The sequence below is a fragment of the Muricoccus roseus genome (assembly GCF_900141905.1).
GTDB lineage: Bacteria > Pseudomonadota > Alphaproteobacteria > Acetobacterales > Acetobacteraceae > Roseomonas > Roseomonas rosea.
On record NZ_FQZF01000057.1, the window covers coordinates 1 to 15,145 of the forward strand.

General features: G+C 69.9%; 14 protein-coding genes and 2 rRNA genes. 3 read left to right on the plus strand and 13 right to left on the minus strand.

Features of this window, described 5'->3' with window-relative positions; genetic code table 11:
• From BUB97_RS24665 to BUB97_RS24675, 3 genes are all read right to left on the minus strand, one after another.
• Nucleotides 1-220 (minus strand): 16S ribosomal RNA (locus BUB97_RS24665); the annotation flags it as partial.
• A gap of 580 nt (nucleotides 221-800) precedes the next feature.
• Nucleotides 801-3,257 (minus strand): helicase-related protein, encoded by a 2,457-nt coding sequence (locus BUB97_RS24670; protein WP_086062548.1) that lies wholly within the window; start codon nucleotides 3,255-3,257, stop codon nucleotides 801-803.
• 151 nt (nucleotides 3,258-3,408) lie between these two features.
• Nucleotides 3,409-3,675: a hypothetical protein gene (locus BUB97_RS24675; RefSeq protein ID WP_139281453.1), complete on the minus strand. Its 267-nt coding sequence runs from the start codon at nucleotides 3,673-3,675 to the stop codon at nucleotides 3,409-3,411.
• Between the two features lie 126 nt (nucleotides 3,676-3,801).
• Here BUB97_RS24675 and BUB97_RS24680 point away from each other — a divergent pair, with 126 nt between their 5' ends.
• Entirely contained in the window at nucleotides 3,802-4,668 is an 867-nt protein-coding gene (locus tag BUB97_RS24680; RefSeq protein ID WP_073140415.1) for an SMP-30/gluconolactonase/LRE family protein, read from the plus strand.
• Between the two features lie 274 nt (nucleotides 4,669-4,942).
• Here the strand turns inward: BUB97_RS24680 and BUB97_RS24685 are convergent, their stop codons facing one another.
• Both BUB97_RS24685 and BUB97_RS24690 read right to left on the minus strand, forming a co-directional pair.
• Nucleotides 4,943-5,491 (minus strand): cytochrome b, encoded by a 549-nt coding sequence (locus tag BUB97_RS24685; protein WP_073140418.1) that lies wholly within the window; start codon nucleotides 5,489-5,491, stop codon nucleotides 4,943-4,945.
• A 69-nt stretch (nucleotides 5,492-5,560) separates the two neighbouring features.
• Entirely contained in the window at nucleotides 5,561-6,013 is a 453-nt protein-coding gene (locus BUB97_RS24690) for an NUDIX domain-containing protein (RefSeq protein WP_073140421.1), read from the minus strand.
• Between the two features lie 196 nt (nucleotides 6,014-6,209).
• On the opposite strand from BUB97_RS24690, the gene BUB97_RS24695 reads away from it, so the two are divergent.
• Nucleotides 6,210-7,160 carry an MYG1 family protein gene (locus BUB97_RS24695; protein WP_245818453.1) on the plus strand — a complete coding sequence of 317 codons (951 nt, stop codon included), beginning with the start codon at nucleotides 6,210-6,212 and terminating at the stop codon, nucleotides 7,158-7,160.
• Entirely contained in the window at nucleotides 7,157-7,741 is a 585-nt protein-coding gene (locus BUB97_RS24700; RefSeq protein WP_073140426.1) for an alpha-ketoglutarate-dependent dioxygenase AlkB, read from the plus strand. The genes BUB97_RS24695 and BUB97_RS24700 overlap by 4 nt, the downstream gene beginning before the upstream one ends.
• A 7-nt stretch (nucleotides 7,742-7,748) precedes the next feature.
• Here BUB97_RS24700 and otnC read toward each other — a convergent pair whose 3' ends face one another.
• From otnC to rrf, 8 genes are all read right to left on the minus strand, one after another.
• On the minus strand, nucleotides 7,749-8,381 hold the full coding sequence (otnC, locus tag BUB97_RS24705) for a 3-oxo-tetronate 4-phosphate decarboxylase (protein WP_073140429.1): 633 nt from the start codon (nucleotides 8,379-8,381) through the stop codon (nucleotides 7,749-7,751).
• A 67-nt stretch (nucleotides 8,382-8,448) separates the two neighbouring features.
• Nucleotides 8,449-9,858 (minus strand): GntP family permease, encoded by a 1,410-nt coding sequence (locus BUB97_RS24710; protein WP_073140432.1) that lies wholly within the window; start codon nucleotides 9,856-9,858, stop codon nucleotides 8,449-8,451.
• 58 nt (nucleotides 9,859-9,916) lie between these two features.
• On the minus strand, nucleotides 9,917-10,876 hold the full coding sequence (gene denD, locus BUB97_RS24715) for a D-erythronate dehydrogenase (RefSeq protein WP_073140435.1): 960 nt from the start codon (nucleotides 10,874-10,876) through the stop codon (nucleotides 9,917-9,919).
• A 13-nt stretch (nucleotides 10,877-10,889) separates the two neighbouring features.
• Nucleotides 10,890-11,666 carry a DeoR/GlpR family DNA-binding transcription regulator gene (locus tag BUB97_RS24720; RefSeq protein WP_073140438.1) on the minus strand — a complete coding sequence of 259 codons (777 nt, stop codon included), beginning with the start codon at nucleotides 11,664-11,666 and terminating at the stop codon, nucleotides 10,890-10,892.
• 7 nt (nucleotides 11,667-11,673) lie between these two features.
• Complete coding sequence (gene otnI / locus BUB97_RS24725; RefSeq protein ID WP_073140441.1) at nucleotides 11,674-12,453, minus strand: 2-oxo-tetronate isomerase; 780 nt, start codon at nucleotides 12,451-12,453, stop codon at nucleotides 11,674-11,676.
• A 22-nt stretch (nucleotides 12,454-12,475) separates the two neighbouring features.
• The gene (gene otnK, locus BUB97_RS24730; RefSeq protein WP_073140444.1) at nucleotides 12,476-13,720 is read right to left on the minus strand and encodes a 3-oxo-tetronate kinase; all 1,245 of its coding nucleotides are present in this window, start codon (nucleotides 13,718-13,720) and stop codon (nucleotides 12,476-12,478) included.
• Nucleotides 13,721-13,722: 2 nt separating this feature from the next.
• Nucleotides 13,723-14,631, minus strand: coding sequence for an L-threonate dehydrogenase (gene ltnD, locus BUB97_RS24735; RefSeq protein WP_073140447.1), 909 nt, complete (start codon nucleotides 14,629-14,631; stop codon nucleotides 13,723-13,725).
• A gap of 216 nt (nucleotides 14,632-14,847) precedes the next feature.
• Nucleotides 14,848-14,962 (minus strand): 5S ribosomal RNA (gene rrf, locus BUB97_RS24740).
• Nucleotides 14,963-15,145 lie beyond the last annotated feature (183 nt).

A 15,145-nucleotide genomic window follows, 5' to 3' on the forward strand; every position in this document is an offset into this window, starting at 1 on the left:
CAAGCTAATCGAACGCAGGCCACTCCAAAGGCGCCCGAAGGCTTTCGGCCTCAGCCGATATGCGGTATTAGCCCCAGTTTCCCAGGGTTGTCCCCCACCTCATGGACATGTTCCTACGCGTTACTCACCCGTCCGCCACTGACATTGCTGCCCGTGCGACTTGCATGTGTTAAGCATGCCGCCAGCGTTCGCTCTGAGCCAGGATCAAACTCTCAAGTTCATCAACCCAACCAAGCCCTAAAGCTCAGCTAAGCCAATGCTCATCGACCAAAGCTCCGCTCACCATTCTCGACATCTCCCCATGAACACTCAGCCACACATACCTCACGGCATGTGAAACCTCGTCCCCATGAAAGATCATCATCTTCCAAAAGACAGATGCAATTGTCAGAGAACAAAAGTAACCATGCCAACCAGCCCGAAGGCGGCGCCAAAGTCACCTTATCGCCCCGCATTTCTGCAGAGCGACGATCCGCGCCCGAAGGCACAAAGATCTGGATTTGCAGCGATCAGACACCGAACCCAGCTAATCCAGCGAGGAACAAGTCCTCGCCGCCAGCTGGAAAAGAGCGTCCGCCTTGCTGCGGGGCGCCGTATCTAGCGCTTCAGCGCACCCGATGCAAGACCCTTTTTCGGTCTTCGGCGGAGGCGGAAACCGTCTCGCCGGGAGGACTGATATCGTGCCGGAGGGGCCCGATTTCAACTCTCCGAAGCAGGTGCGATGGAGTGCCATCGCGTCGCGGAGCGGGCAGATAGGCCCCTTCGGAGCCCCGCGCAACCCCTTTCGTGAAGTTTTCATCTCAGCCCTTCGCGGGTGGGCCGGGCCGCTGTCCGCCATTCTTCGCGCCGGCGCGAGCCAGGCCGTTGCTCCGGAACCGCCCGGGCGCACCACCCCGCCGCCGGGCCGGCATGTCGCCACCGGCAGAGACGGCCCGGGCCCGGCCACTCGGAAGGGCGGAGAGAACCGCCTCGATCCACTCGTTCAGCCGCCGGCTCTCGGCGAGGGCCCCTTCGATGTCGCGATAGGTGTCGGGAAAGCGCAGGGCCATCCAGCGCCAGGCGACCAGGCGGCGGTGCACCCGCTCGGCCAGTTGCAGCGCGTCCTGCCCGGCGCGGTCGGGCGCGGGGAGGCGGCCGGCCTTGGGGGGCGGCACGGCCATGCCGAGCGAATGCTCCACCGCCCAGTCCGACAGCCGGGCGATTCCCTCATCGCGCTCGTCCACCGGGCACATCGCATAGGTCCACCGGTCCATCAGGGATAGCTCCCTCACGCCGTCCACGGCCGCCGCGATGGCCATCTGGGTGGAGAGGTCGCCGAGGCGGTAGTTCGGGTCGTCCCGCCGCAGCACGGCACGCTCGATACGCCGGAGCGTGCCGAACAGGCTGTCCGTGCCCATCTCGGCGGCCACGGCCGCCACGATCTCCGCATCGGGGGCCACGGGGGGCCGCAGGTCCTCCGGCGCGGTCGGAGCCGCCTTCAGCGCCCGGGCGATGTCCCGGGGGTCGCCCCCGCGCTCCAGCACGGCCACGATTCCCTCCGCATGCTCCCCCCCGAAGCGGCCCGCACGGCCGCCGATCTGCTTGATCTCCTGGACCGTGAGCGGGCGGTCCTCCTTACCGTCGTATTTGGTGAGGGCGGAGAAGACGACGCGGCGCAGCGGGCCGATGTTCAGCCCCATGCCGATCGCGTCGGTGGCCACCAGCACCTCCGCCTCGCCCTCCCGGAAGCGCCGGGCCTCGGCTCGCCGCACGGTGGGGCCGAGCGCGCCATAGACCACCGCCACGGTACGGCCCCGGCGCAGCAGCTCGGCGCGCAGCGCGAAGACCTCGCGGCGGGAGAAGGCAATGACGGCGTCGCCGCGCCCGATCTCCGCCAGGGGAACCGGCACCGGAGCGGCGGAGAGCGGTCCCATCCGCTCCAGCCGCACCTCCTCCAGCGGGTCGCCACAAAGCTGGGCGATGCGGCGGATCATGGGCGCGGCATCCGGCGCGCCGAGCACGATCACCTGGCGCGCGGGCACGCCCATCAGCGCCGCGGTCCAGGCCGCGCCGCGCTCGGGGTCGGCCAGCATCTGGATCTCGTCGATCACCGCGACATCGACTGGGTTGGTGAAGGGGCACATCTCCACCGTCGCCGCCGTGTGCCGGCTGCCCGGGACGCGGATCCGCTCCTCCCCCGTGGAGAGGGAGGTGGGCACGCCGCGCGCCTCCAGCGCCTCCCGGTACTCATGCGCCAGCAGGCGAAGAGGGCCCAGGGCGAGGCCGCTTTCGGCCTCGGCCAGGCGGGACAGGCCGAAATAGGTCTTCCCGGAATTGGTGGGGCCGAGGCAGGCGATGATTCGGCGGTCCAGCGCCCGCGCGGTCGCGAAATGGGCGGCGTAGCGGTCCAGCCCCGCGATCCGGGCCACGGCGGCGTTGCTGATGCGGCGGGTCTCGCCGCGCGCCTCCCCAGGGGCCGCCCCAACACCCGGCGGCGCCTCTACCGGGCGTTCGCCCGAATCCGCGCGGCGCCAGGCCGCGATCTCGCCCCGCAGCGACTCCAGGGCGGCAGGGTCGAATTCCGGCTCCTGCACCGTCCGGCCGGCCCGGCGGACGGCCACGCGGCGCGCCACCGGGATGATCCCGGCGCGCAGCCAGCGGTCCGCCTCATGCCGCGTGCAGCCCAGCAGGGAGGGAAGGGCGTCGGCGCCGACAAGGGAGCTTTCCCATTCCTTGAGGCGCCGCTCCTCCTCCGCGCGGGTCTCGCGCGCCAGGCGGGTGGCGGCCCGGCGCTCGCCCCGCCGGCGCCGCTCCGCATCCGTCGCACGCCAGGTGAAGGCATCGGCCTGCAGCGCCGGCATGGCGAAGGCCTCGGCCACCAGCGCGGCGCAATGCCCCACCGCTTCGAGCGTCGGCTCCCCGGTGCTCCCCTTCGGCAGGTCCTCCACCGCCGCCGCCAGCGCGGCCTCGGGCGTGCCATATCCGCTCAGCCGCGCCAGCACGGCCTCGCGCAGGGCTGCCAGCAGGGCGGGGTCGCCGGCCTCCGGGTCGCCGATGCTCGTCAGGGCGATGTCGATATCGTCCGGCCGCGCGGGCAGGGCCTCGGCCCGCCGCGAAAGGCTCGACAGGCGTTCGCGCCAGGCCGGGCGGCGGGCATCCAGCAGGGAACGGCGCCCTTCCCTGTCCGAAGCCGGGTGCCCCTGCCCTGCCGCATCCGGTGCTTCGGCTTCGTTCGGGGGCGGGTGCTGCTCCATCTCATCTCCTGCGGAAGCCGCCATGGCGGCTCCGGCTACTGGGGGCGCCGGCGGTCGGGCATCGGTTAGGGATTCAGCGCCCGGGCCGGTGATGCGTTTCCGGCGAAGCTCTGTCCAGCCGGGCGCCCCTTGCCTTCCCGGCGGCCCAGGGCCCGCCAGCCTTGTCTGACCGGCCCTAGGGCACCCCTTCCGGGTCGGGTTCGTCCGGCCGGCCGGCATGCCACTGGCCCAGGGCGGCATGGAAGCCGGCGCGGCCATGCGCCGCATCGGCCCGGGCCAGCTCCTCCAGGAAGACCTGCCGTTCCGCCTCCCCCATGCCCTGCACCGCGATCTGCTGCGGCACGGGCAGGCTGTCCAGCTCGCCGCCGGCGCGGCGATGCGCGGCGACGGAACGGGCCAGATCCCGCACCCTATCCAACTCGGCCTCGGGCAAGCCCATCATGATGCGCGCCTCCAAGCCCCAGCGCGATAACGCCCACTCCCCGCCACGGTTCTCGGCCGGAAAGACGCGGCATCGTGACCGCCTCGCCCAGGCCCGGCGAAGGCCCCCCGGTGTATAGCCCGCCGCATGAGCCATCCCGTCCGCATCCTGGCCCAGGCGCCCGTCGCCAGCACCGGAGAGAGCCCTGTCTGGGACGAGGGGCTGGGGCGGCTCTGGTGGGTCGATATCCCCGCCCCGGCCCTGCACCGCACCAACCCCGCGACCGGGCGGACGGAGAGCTGGCCCATGCCGGAGCCGGTGGGCTGCCTGGGCCTGTGCCGCTCCGGTGCGCTGCTGCTGGGGCTGCGCTCGGGCATCCACCGCTTCTCCCCGGAGGACGGGACGCTGACCCTGCTGGCCGCGCCGGAGACGGACCGGCCGGGCAACCGGCTGAATGATGGCAAGGTCTCGCCGGAGGGTCGCTTCCTCGTCGGCTCGATGAACGACACGGAGAGCAAGCGCCCCAGTGCCGCTCTCTGGCGGCTCGACCCCGGCGCGCAGGCCTGCGCGGCGCTGGCAGACGGCCTCACCATCTCCAACGGCCTGGCATGGAGCCCGGACGGAAGGCAGCTCTGGCACAGCGACACGGAAGCCCCCGCAATCTGGCTCTGGGACTACGACCCGGCCAGCGGCGCCGTCTCCAACCGGCGCGAGGTGGCCCGGCCCGACAGCGCCACCGGCGTGCCGGATGGCGGCGCGGTGGATGTGGAAGGCGGCTACTGGAGCGCGGGCTACTCCGCCGGGCGCCTCAACCGCTGGCTGCCCGATGGAAGGCTGGACCGCGTGGTGGAACTGCCCCTGCGCCACCCCACCATGCCCTGCTTCGGCGGCCCCGGCCTGCGGCAGCTCTTCGTGACCAGCGCGGCGGGCGAAGCGCCCGGCCCAGCCGATGGGCGGCTTCTCGTGCTCGATCTGGGCGTGGCCGGCGTGCCGGTGGGGTGCTTCGCGGATTGAGGCGGTGGGCTTCGTGTTGAGGGCTCCGCCCTGGCCCGCTAAGGGCCTGAGGCCCTTGGAACCCCATCGGACTGCCGTGGATACCCCGGATCGAAGCTGTCTCTGGTTGAACGGGATTGATCCTGCGCTTGCAGTCGCCTGAGGTCATCGACCTCAGGCGCACCGTCAGCCCCGTGATTCCAAACTTCTAAAAGAAGATGATGGTGAGGGGTCCGGGGAGAGGAAGAATTCCTTCTTCCTCTCCCCGGGACAGACCAACAGCCCCAGAATCCCGCTACAGCATCCGCCGCAGCGTGCCGTCGCGCCGGATGAACCCGTGCCAGAGTGCGGCGCCGGTGTGGAGGAGGACCATCCCGATCAGGCTCCAGGCCATCAGCCGGTGGATGAGGGTGAGGGTTTCGGCCAGGGGGATATCCGTCCCGACCGGGGATGGCAGGGGGATGAGGCCGAACCAGCGCAGCGGGAAGCCCCAGGCATTGGTGGCGAGGAAGCCGACCACCGGCATGGTCAGCAACCAGAGATAGAAGGCGGCGTGGTTGGCCCGGGCGATGAAGCGGATGGCCGCCCCCAGATCCGCCGGCAGGGGCGGGGCCGGATGGCGGATGCGCCAGGCCAGGCGGATGAGGGTGATCAGCCAGATGGTCGCGCCCAGGCTTTCATGCAGGTTGTAGAGGGCGAGCTTGAAGGCTTCGTCCTCCGGCCGCGCATGGGCGATCCAGAGGCCGAGTGCCGCCGTGGCCAGCACCAGCACGACGGTGACCCAGTGGATGCCGCGTGAGACCGCGTCATAGCGGGCCGTTGCGGCGCTGGAGCTCGCCTGCATGGGGCCTCCCCTGAACCTTGCCGCATGCTGCGGGCTGCCCGGTGCGGGACGCAAGCGTGACGCGCCGCCTCAGGCGAAGGGCCAGCCCGGCTCCGCCCTCAGTCCCTGCAGCACGCGGGTGAGGTTCTTGCCCGTGCGGGTCAGCGCCTCGTCCCAGGGAAGGACGGCGAAGCGGTCGAATTCCGGGATGCGGCGCCCGTCAGGCAGGCGGATGAAGGAGGTGCAGCGGAGCGCGGTCGGGTCGGGCATCGCGTCCTGCCGCCAGGCGAAGATGGCGAGGTTCTTGCCGGGGAGATAGGCGTGCACGCCGAGGTCGGTCAGCGCCGAAGGGTCCGCGCAAAGGCCGGTTTCCTCGCGCAGCTCCCGCGCGGCCGCCTCGGCGAAGGCTTCGCCGGCCTCGGCCACGCCCTTGGGGATGTCCCACAGCACGGAGCGCGTGGCATGGCCGAGCAGGACCTGCGGACCGTCGCTCACCACCGCGCCGCAGCTCGTGCGGGGCGGCCGGGCGGGGCGACGTGCCATGCCAGCGCCCCCCCGCCTCAGCGCCTCGGCCGCTCCGCGTCCGGGGGCAGGTCGGCCGGGGCGCCTGCGGGGAGGGCAGGAGAAAGACGGAAGCGCATCGCTGAGCCCTCTCTGGAACGTCTGCTGAGGATGGGGGCGTGCCAGGGGCCCGGCAAGCAAGCTGGCCGGCGCTTTCCGGGCGGGCTAGGGACGCGGGATGGACACCCCGATGCCGGCCCGGCCCCTGCTTGCCACCCATAGCGGCGGCTTTCACCTGGATGATGCCTTCGCCTATGCCGTGCTGCGCCTGGCCCTCGGCCTGGGCGAGGCGGGCGAGGACCATGAGCTCGTCCGCACGCGGGACGAGGCCGTGCTCGCGCGGGCGGATATCGTCTGGGATGTAGGCACGACCTATGACCCCGCGATGCGGCGCTTCGACCATCACCAGCGCGGTGCGCCGGTGCGGGAGGACGGCACGCCCTTCAGCGCCGCCGGGCTGATCTGGCGCCATTACGGAGATGCCGCGGTGCACGCCGTTCTGTCGCCGGAGGCGGCCGACATGGCACCGGCCGTGATGGCGGAGATCGACCGGGAGGTGGTGCGGCGGATCGACCGGCAGGATAACGGCTTCGGCGATCCCAGCGACGCGCTCGGGCTCGCCTCGGTGCTGGGCGACTTCAATCCCTCCTGGGATTCACCGGCGGTGGGCGACCGCGCGGCCGAGGACGAGGCCTTCCGCGCCGCCTCGGCCCTGGCGGAGGGCTTCCTGCGCCGCCGGATCGAGGCGGTGCGGTCGAGGCTGGCGGCGGATGCGGTGGTGCTGGCGGCCCATGGCCGCTCGGCCGACCCGCGCGTGCTGGAACTGGCGCGCAAAATGCCCTGGGAGGACCCGGTCTTCGCCCATGGGCTGCCGGTGCTCTACGCCGTCTACCCCGTGCCCAACGGCAACTGGATGGTGGATGCCATGCGGCCGGAGCCCGGCTCCTTCGCGCAGCGCCTTCCCCTGCCCGAGGCCTGGGCCGGGCTGCGGGATGCGGAGCTGGCGGCAGTGAGCGGGGTGGCGGATGCGGTCTTCGTGCATCTGCGCCGGTTCGTCGGCGCGGCGCGGTCCCGCGAGGGGGCGTTGGAGATGGCGCGGCGTTCCATCCGGATCGGCGCGGGGGGATGAGGCGGCCCGCGCCGGGGCAGCTGGGCTTGTTCGAGGAGGGCCCTTCCCTTCCCGAGGGCTTCCGGCACCAGGCGGCGCTGATCACGCCGGAGGAGGAGCACGGGTTGGTGGGGCGGCTCGCGGAGCTGCCCTTCACCGAATTCCGCTTCGGCGCCTATCTCGGCAAGCGGCGCACCGTCTCCTTCGGCTGGCACTATGAATTCGGCGCGGAACGGCTGCAGGCCGCCGAGCCGTTTCCGGATTTCCTGCTGCCGCTGCGCGACAGGGCGGCATTCTTCGCGGGGGTCCCGCCCGATGACCTGCAACACGCCTTGGTCACGGAATACGGTGCGGGGGCCGGGATCGGCTGGCACCGGGACAAGGCGGTGTTCGGCGACGTGCTGGGCATCTCGCTTCTGGCCCCCTGCACCTTCCGCTTCCGGCGGCAGGAGCGGGAGGGCTGGAAGCGGGCCTCGCTCATCCTGGAGCCCCGCTCGGCCTATCTGCTGCGCGGGCCGTCGCGCACGGAATGGGAGCACAGCATCCCCGCGATGGAGGCGCTTCGCTACTCCATCACCTTCCGCAGCCTGAGGCGCCCTTGAGGCACGATCAGCCGAAGGTGCTCAGCAGGTCATCCACCTGCGCCGCCGTCAGCTCCCGCGGGCTTTGCCCGCGCAGCATCAGCGCGAGCCGTGCGGCTTCTTCCAGCTCCTCGGCCGCATAGACCGCGTCGATCAGCGACTGGCCCGAGACCACGGGGCCATGATTGGCAAGCAGCATGGCGCGGGCGGTCTTCGCCGCCTCATGGATGTCCTGCTCCATCGCGGCATCGCCGGGGCGGTAGTAGCGGATGACGGGCAGGGTTCGGCCGACGCGCATGACGAAATAGGGGGTGAGCGGCGGGATCGGCGCCGCCTCGCCGGAATCGGCTAGGCAGCCGATCGCGGTGGCATGGGTGGAGTGCAGGTGCACCACGGCCCCGGCCTCCGGCCGCGCCGTCAGCACGGCGCGATGCATGAAGACCTCCTTCGAGGGCTTGTCCCCGCCGATATGGCGCCAGTCGAGGTCGAGCTTGCTGATGCGCTCCGCCTTCAGGCGGCCGAGGGAGGAGTTGGTCGGCGTCATCAGGTAGCCATCCGGCAGGCGGACGCTGATGTTGCCGGCGCTGCCGACGGAATAGCCCCGCGCGAAGAGGCTGGCGCCGAGTTCGACGAGGAGGTCGCGCAGTTCGGACTCGGTCATGGTCTCGTTCCGTCGGAGGATGGTGCGGAGGGACGGGGGCGCCGGAGTTCCGGCACCCCCGGCCGGGTCAGCCGAAGATGGCGTTGGCGATGAGCAGCGTGACGAGGCAGGTGGCCCAGCCGATGGTGCTCGGGATCGACCAGGTCAGCATCTGGTGCTTGGCGCTCTTCACGCCGAGGATGCGGTTGATGACCCAGAAGTAGCTGTCGTTGAAGTAGCCGAAGACCATGGAGCCGATGCAGGCGGCCTGGGCGGCGAAGACCAGGTTCACGTCCGGGATCTGCGCCAGGATGGGGGCGGAGATCGAGGCGCCGGTGATCATGGCCACCGTGCCGCTGCCCTGGATGAGGCGCACCAGGGTCGCGATGACGAAGGGGATGAGCACGGCGGGCAGCGGCAGCGTGGCGACCCACTGGCCGATATAGGTTCCCGTGCCGCTGTCGCGCAGCACGGCGCCCAGCGCGCCGCCCGCGCCGGTGACGAGCATGATGATGCCCGCCGCCTCGATCCCCTTCTCCAGCTCCGCCATGGTCTCGTGCTGGGTGAGGTGCCGGGCCAGGCCGTAGACGGCGATGATGACGCCCAGCCCCACGGCGATGACCGGGTTGCCGATGAAGGCGCAGGCCTGGACGAGCGGGTTGGTGGCCAGCGCCCTGTCGCCGCTGGCGGTGACGAAGCCGGAGACGACCGTGTTGATGAAGATCAGCAGGATCGGCACGACGATTGGCAGCATGGAGAGCCAGAGCGGGGGAAGCGCCCTCTCGCGCTCGGCGGCGCTCTCCTTGAACTGCTCGAAGGCAGCGGTGGTCGTCAGCGCCTCACCTGTTTCACGCTCGATCATGGCCTCGATCCGCGGGCCCATGGCGCGGGCGTAGAGGATGATCGTGAAGGTGGCGGGCAGCGTCAGCACCACGCCCCAGAAGATCATCAGGCCGATATCGACGTTGAAGATGCCGGCCGCGCCCAGCGGGCCGGGCGTGGGCGGCACGGCATGGTGGGTGAGCATCAGGCCGCCGGCCAGGGCGATGCCGAGGGTGAGGACGGACCGGCCCGTGTTGCGCGACAGGGCGCGCACCAGCGGGTTGAGGATGACGAAGGCGCTGTCGCAGAAAATGGGGATGGAGACGATGTAGCCCGTGGCTATCATCGCCCATTCCTCCTTCTTCTCGCCGAGCCAGCGGACGAGGGTGATCGCCAGCTTCTCCGCCGCGCCCGAGATCTCGAGGATGCGGCCCATCATCACCCCGAAGCCGATGACGAGGCCGATGGTGGAGAGGGTGGCGCCGAAGCCGGTGGTGATGGACTTCACCACGGCGTCCGGCGCCATGCCGGCCGAGAGCCCCGCGATGGAGGCGGCGATCACCAGCGCCACGATGGCGTGCACCTTGGTGCGCAGCACGAGGAAGATCAGCAGGATGATGCCGAGCACCAGGCCGATGATGGCCGCCGGCCCTACCGCAGTCGCGGCAGCGTTCATTGGACTCTCCAGTCTTTGTCGTTGCGGCCGCCGGCCTCCCTGGCCGGCAGCGGCGGAATCAGCGGACGAACTCGTCCTTGTACTGGCGGACGACGGCGTCGAAATCGGTGTCGCGCGTGAAGCCCAGGGCGAGCGGGCGGCTGACGTCGAAATCCCCGGGCCAGGAGCAGACGATATCCATGATGCGCGGCTCGAGCTCATGGCTGACCAGCGAACGCGGCCCGGCCCCGCCGATCCGCTCCAGGCTGGCCAGCATCTCGGCCACCGTGACGCAGATGCCCGGCAGGTTCAGCGTGCGCCAGGTGCCGATGCGCGCGCCGTCGACCGCGATGGCATGGATGAGGTTGGCGACCGCCGCATCGGGCGAGGAGAGCCACATCCGGGTTTCCAGCGGGACGGGGCAGTTGGACGGCTCGCCCGCGAGCGGCTCACGGATGATCCCGCTGGCAAAGGAGGAGGCGGCCGAGTTGGGCTTGCCCGGGCGCACGGAGATGGTGGGCAGGCGGCAGACCCGGCCATCGATGAAGCCCTTGCGGGAGTAGTCGTTCACCAGCAGCTCGCCGATCGCCTTCTGAGAGCCGTAGGTCGAGGCCGGCATGAGCGCCATGGCCTCCGGCACCACCTCCGGCATCTCGCCGCCGAAGACGGCGAGGGAGCTGGTGAAGACGAAGCGCGGCGCGCGGCCGGTGGCGCGGGCGGCTTCCAGCAGGGCGCGGGTGCCATCGACATTGACGCGCATGGCGAGGTCGAAATCCTGCTCCGACCCGCCGCTCAAGACCGCGGCCAGGTGATAGATCCCGACCGTGTCCGGCCCCACCACGCGGCGGGCGAAGGCCGCATCGGCGATGTCGCCGGTCACGGAGGTGACGCGCGCATCCTCCACCGGGCAGGGCGCCAGATCGACCGAGACGATGCCGTCGAAGGCGGGCACGCCATCCTTTCCGCCGCCCTGGGCGAGCAACGCGCGGATGACGCGGCTGCCCAGGAAGCCGGCGCCGCCGGTCACGATGATCTTCATGCTGGTGTGCTCCCTAGTTCCCGGTCTCGGGCGTCGCGATGTGCAGGTTGATGCCGCGTTCGCGGATGGCGGTACGGACATCCTCCGGCAGGCCGGAATCAGTGATGATGGCGGACAGCGCCTCCAGCGGCACGGCGTTGAAGGTGCCGATGCGGCCATACTTGCTGCTGTCGGTGACGAGGATGCTGCGGGCGGCGCTCTGCGCGATGGCGCGCTTGACGGCCACCTTGCTCTCGGAGGGCGTCGAGACGCCGCGCAGGCCGAAGGAAGAGGTGGAGATGAAGGCGATGTCGAAGTTGAAGCGGCGGATTGCCTCGGCCGCCGGCTCGCCCACGCAGGATTGGTTCTCCCGCTCTACTGCCCCGCCCGTGTGATAGAGGCGGCAGCGCGCCTCGCGCGTCAGGAAGGCGGCGATGACGAAGTCATTGGTGATGACGGCGATGTCGTCCCGGTCGGTGAGGCCTTGGGCGATTTGCAACGTCGTGGTGCCTGCGTCGAGATAGATGACGGCGCCATCCGGGATCAGGCCAAGCGCCAGGCGACCGATGGCCGCCTTCTCGGCCGAGGCCAGAGTCGCCTTCGTGGTATGGGGCGGTTCGAAGATGATGCGTTGCGGAAGTCGGACGCCCCCCGCGACGGACATGACGCGCCCCTCCCGCTCGAGCTGCTGGATGTCCCGCCTCACGGTCATGTGCGAGACACCCAGCAGCTCGGTCAGCTCCGCGATGCTGAGCACGCCATGGCCGGAAAGGCGGGCGAGGATCAGCTTTTGCCGCTCAGCGGGAATCATGCCGCGCTCAGCGCGCCTTGTAGGGGGTGAACCAGCCGAGGCCGGCCGTGGTCTCCCCACGCGGATTGTACTCGCAGCCGATCCAGCCCTGGTAGCCGACCCGGTCGAGCACGGCATAGAGATGCGGGTAATTCAGCTCGCCCTCATCCGGCTCATGCCGCTCGGGGACAGAGGCGATCTGCACATGGGCGAATCTGCCGGCCATCTTCTCGATCAGCCGGGTCAGGTCGCCGTCCATGATCTGCGCGTGGTAGAGATCCAGCTGCACGGAGACGTTCGGCCGACCGACGCGCTCCACCAGCGCCACGGCCTCGAGCTGATGCGCGATGAAGTAGCCCGGCATGTTGCGGCTGTTGATCGGCTCGACCAGCAGGGTGATGCCCTCGGGGGCGAGGGCATCAGCGGCGAAGCGGAAGTTCTCGATGAAGCTCGCCTCGCAGGCGGCGCGGTCCATGCCCTCGGTGAGGCCGGACATGGCGTGCAGCGTCTTGCAGCCCAGCGCCTTCGCATAGCGAAGGGCCGTCGCGACGTTCTCGCGGAACTCCTGCTCGCGGCCGGGAATCGCGGCCATGCCGCGCTCGCCCGCGGCCCAGTCGCCGGGCGGCATGTTGAACAACGCCTGGGTGAGTCCGGCCCCCTTCAGCCGGGCGGCGACGTCCTCTGGCGGGTGGTCGTAGGGGAAGAGGAACTCGACGGCCTCGAAGCCCTCGGCGGCCGCCGCGGCGAAGCGGTCGAGGAAGGGCAGCTCGGTGAACATCATCGAGAGATTGGCGGCGAAACGCGGCATGTCCTCGCTCCTCTTCGCGGCCTCAGGCCGCCAGATCCTGCGCTTCGAAGAAGAAGCGCTCCCCGCCGAAATTCCCCGACTTCAGCGCGAGGGAGAGTGGCCGGCCGATGGCGCGCACCCAGGGGACGCCCGGCGCGATCTGCGGCCCGATATGGAAGCCGCCGATCCCGAGCGATTGGGTGACGATGCCGGAGGTCTCGCCGCCGGCAACGATGAACTGGTTGAAGCCCTTGGCTTCGAGCCGCTGGGCCAGGGCGCCGAAGACGCGCTCCACGGCCGCACTCGCCTCGGCAGCACCGAATCGGGCCTGCAGCGCCTTGAGCGTTTCCGGCGGGGTGGTGGCGAAGACCAGCGGGGCGGGGCCGTCCGCCGGTTGGGCCTCCACCCAGGCCGCCAGCTCGCCCGCATAGCCCGGTTCGGACAGGCAGCGATCGACGGAAACGGCCAGGGAGGGCGCGGCGTCGCGGTAGGCCACGACCTGGGCATTGGTCATCTGCGAGCAGGAGCCCGAGAGGATCACGGCGCGCCCCTTGGCGGGGCGGCCGGTCGAGGCCGCATCGCCGGAGCCGCCCCAGGCGCGCGCCATGCCATCCGCAAGGCCCGAGCCACCGGTCACGAGCCGCATGTCGGCGACTGCCTGGCCCATGGTGACGAGATGCGCGTCGTTCAGCGCATCCAGCACGGCGTAGCGGAAGCCCTTGAACTTCAGCTCGTCCAGCGCGGCGCGTACGGCATCGGCGCCGCGGTCCATGACCGTGCTCGGCACGTTGCCCGTTCGGCCGCGGGACTGCGCGTCCATCAGCCGCATCAGGTTGCTGTCCGTCATCGGGGTGACGGGATGGTGGCGCATGCCGGATTCGTCGAGCGGGACACCGTTCACGAACAGATAGCCGTTGTAGATCGTGCGGCCGTTCACCGGCAGCACGGGGCAGATCACAGTGAAATCCTCGCCCAGCGCATCGAGCAGCGCATCCGTCACCGGGCCGATATTGCCCTGCGGCGTGCTGTCGAAGGTCGAGCAGTATTTGAAGAAGAATTGTGGGCAGCCACGGGACCGGAGCCATTCGAGCGAGGCGAGGCTCTGCGCGACGGCCTCCGCCAGGGGGCAGGATCGGCTCTTCAGGCTGATGACGATCGCATCCGCCTCGATCTGCAGATCGGCCGACGGCACGCCGTTGAGCTGAACGGTGCGCAGCCCGTTGGCCACGAGGAAGCCGGCGATGTCCGTGGCGCCGGTGAAATCATCGGCGATGACGCCCAGGCGCATGGTCAGCTCCTCTTTTGGCCGGGCAGTTCGATGCCGGCGAAGGTCTTGATGACGGCGGAATCATCCTCCCGCCCGAAGCCGGCATTGCTGGCGTTGGCGAACATTGCGTAGGCCGTGCTGGCGAGCGGGAGCGGGAAGTTCAGGGACAGGGCCGTCTCAGTGACCAGGCGCAGGTCCTTGACGAAGATGTCCACCGCGGAATGCGGGGTGTAGTCGCCCTCGACCACATGCTTCATGCGGTTCTCGAACATCCAGCTGTTGCCGGCGGCGTTGGTGACCACCTCGTACATCGTGTCGAGCGGGATGCCGGCACGGGCGGCGAGGGCCATGGCTTCCGCACCGGCCGCGATGTGCACGCCGGCGAGGAGCTGGTGAATGATCTTCACCGTGGCACCGAGGCCGATCTCCGCACCGATTTCGTAGACCCTGCCGGCGATGGCATCGAGCACGGGGCGGAGCCGATCGAAAGCGGCGCGGGAGCCGGCGGCCATGACCGTCATCTCGCCGAGCGCGGCCTTCGCCGCGCCCCCGGAGACGGGCGCGTCCAGCATCAGCAGGCCCATCGGTTCGAGCTCCGCGGCCATGGCACGTGTATCGGCCGCGGAGATGGTCGCGGAGACCATGACGGCCGTGCCCGGGCGGAGTTTGGGAGCGAGGCCGTCCTGGCCGAACAGGACTGCGCGGCACTGCGCGGCATTCACCACCAGGAGCAGAACGGCATCGAGCTGCCCGGCGAAGGCGGAGGCATCGGGGCCTGCCGCCTCGGCACCCGCTTCACGCAGGGCGTCACAGGCGGCCGAGTTCAGGTCCACACCGTAAGTGGTAAGCCCGGCCGAGATGCAGGAGCGCGCGGCGCCCATCCCCATGGAACCAAGGCCGACAACGCAGACCCGGTATCGGTTGTCACTCATGGGCGCTCCCGGTGTGAAATCTTGGTCGATCTCGCCGGACTTATGCGCACGTGGCCCAGGATTTCACAAGTACCTCACACGCAAGAACAGAATATCACACGAACCCGTGCGGTAGCCGGTAGTCCAGCAGCTCAGAGCGGCCCAAACGCAACAAAGCCCGTCAGCGTATGCTGACGGGCTTTGTTGAGTTGTCCTTGATCAAGATCTGGTCTGGTGGCCTGGCGCCGACCGACTCTCCCGCGTCTTAAGACGCAGTACCATAGGCGCGGAGGTGTTTCACGGCCGAGTTCGGGATGGGATCGGGTGTGGCAACCTCGCTATAGGCACCAGGCCACCGGGCCAGATCTTGGTTTGGGGACGGATGGTGTGATGGATGGGTTGGTGTGTTGTGTGGGAGGGGTTTGCGTATTGGTGCTGCGCACGGCGAGGGTTTTTAGGCCTCAGCGGTGGGGGGGATGAGTTCGATCGGGCGATTAGGACCGCTCGGCTGCGTCGGTTACCCGACTTCCACCTG

What these genes read in the sequence shown, in the direction of transcription:
- BUB97_RS24670 (WP_086062548.1), bottom strand. Translation starts at nt 3,257, where the DNA reads ATGGCGGCTTCCGCAGGAGATGAGATGGAGCAGCACCCGCCCCCGAAC.
- BUB97_RS24680 (WP_073140415.1), top strand. Translation starts at nt 3,802, where the DNA reads ATGAGCCATCCCGTCCGCATCCTGGCCCAGGCGCCCGTCGCCAGCACC.
- denD (WP_073140435.1), bottom strand. Translation starts at nt 10,876, where the DNA reads ATGAAGATCATCGTGACCGGCGGCGCCGGCTTCCTGGGCAGCCGCGTC.
- BUB97_RS24685 (WP_073140418.1), bottom strand. Translation starts at nt 5,491, where the DNA reads ATGCAGGCGAGCTCCAGCGCCGCAACGGCCCGCTATGACGCGGTCTCA.
- otnK (WP_073140444.1), bottom strand. Translation starts at nt 13,720, where the DNA reads ATGCGCCTGGGCGTCATCGCCGATGATTTCACCGGCGCCACGGACATC.
- otnC (WP_073140429.1), bottom strand. Translation starts at nt 8,381, where the DNA reads ATGACCGAGTCCGAACTGCGCGACCTCCTCGTCGAACTCGGCGCCAGC.
- BUB97_RS24720 (WP_073140438.1), bottom strand. Translation starts at nt 11,666, where the DNA reads ATGATTCCCGCTGAGCGGCAAAAGCTGATCCTCGCCCGCCTTTCCGGC.
- otnI (WP_073140441.1), bottom strand. Translation starts at nt 12,453, where the DNA reads ATGCCGCGTTTCGCCGCCAATCTCTCGATGATGTTCACCGAGCTGCCC.
- BUB97_RS24690 (WP_073140421.1), bottom strand. Translation starts at nt 6,013, where the DNA reads ATGGCACGTCGCCCCGCCCGGCCGCCCCGCACGAGCTGCGGCGCGGTG.
- BUB97_RS24700 (WP_073140426.1), top strand. Translation starts at nt 7,157, where the DNA reads ATGAGGCGGCCCGCGCCGGGGCAGCTGGGCTTGTTCGAGGAGGGCCCT.
- BUB97_RS24695 (WP_245818453.1), top strand. Translation starts at nt 6,210, where the DNA reads ATGGACACCCCGATGCCGGCCCGGCCCCTGCTTGCCACCCATAGCGGC.
- BUB97_RS24710 (WP_073140432.1), bottom strand. Translation starts at nt 9,858, where the DNA reads ATGAACGCTGCCGCGACTGCGGTAGGGCCGGCGGCCATCATCGGCCTG.
- BUB97_RS24675 (WP_139281453.1), bottom strand. Translation starts at nt 3,675, where the DNA reads ATGATGGGCTTGCCCGAGGCCGAGTTGGATAGGGTGCGGGATCTGGCC.
- ltnD (WP_073140447.1), bottom strand. Translation starts at nt 14,631, where the DNA reads ATGAGTGACAACCGATACCGGGTCTGCGTTGTCGGCCTTGGTTCCATG.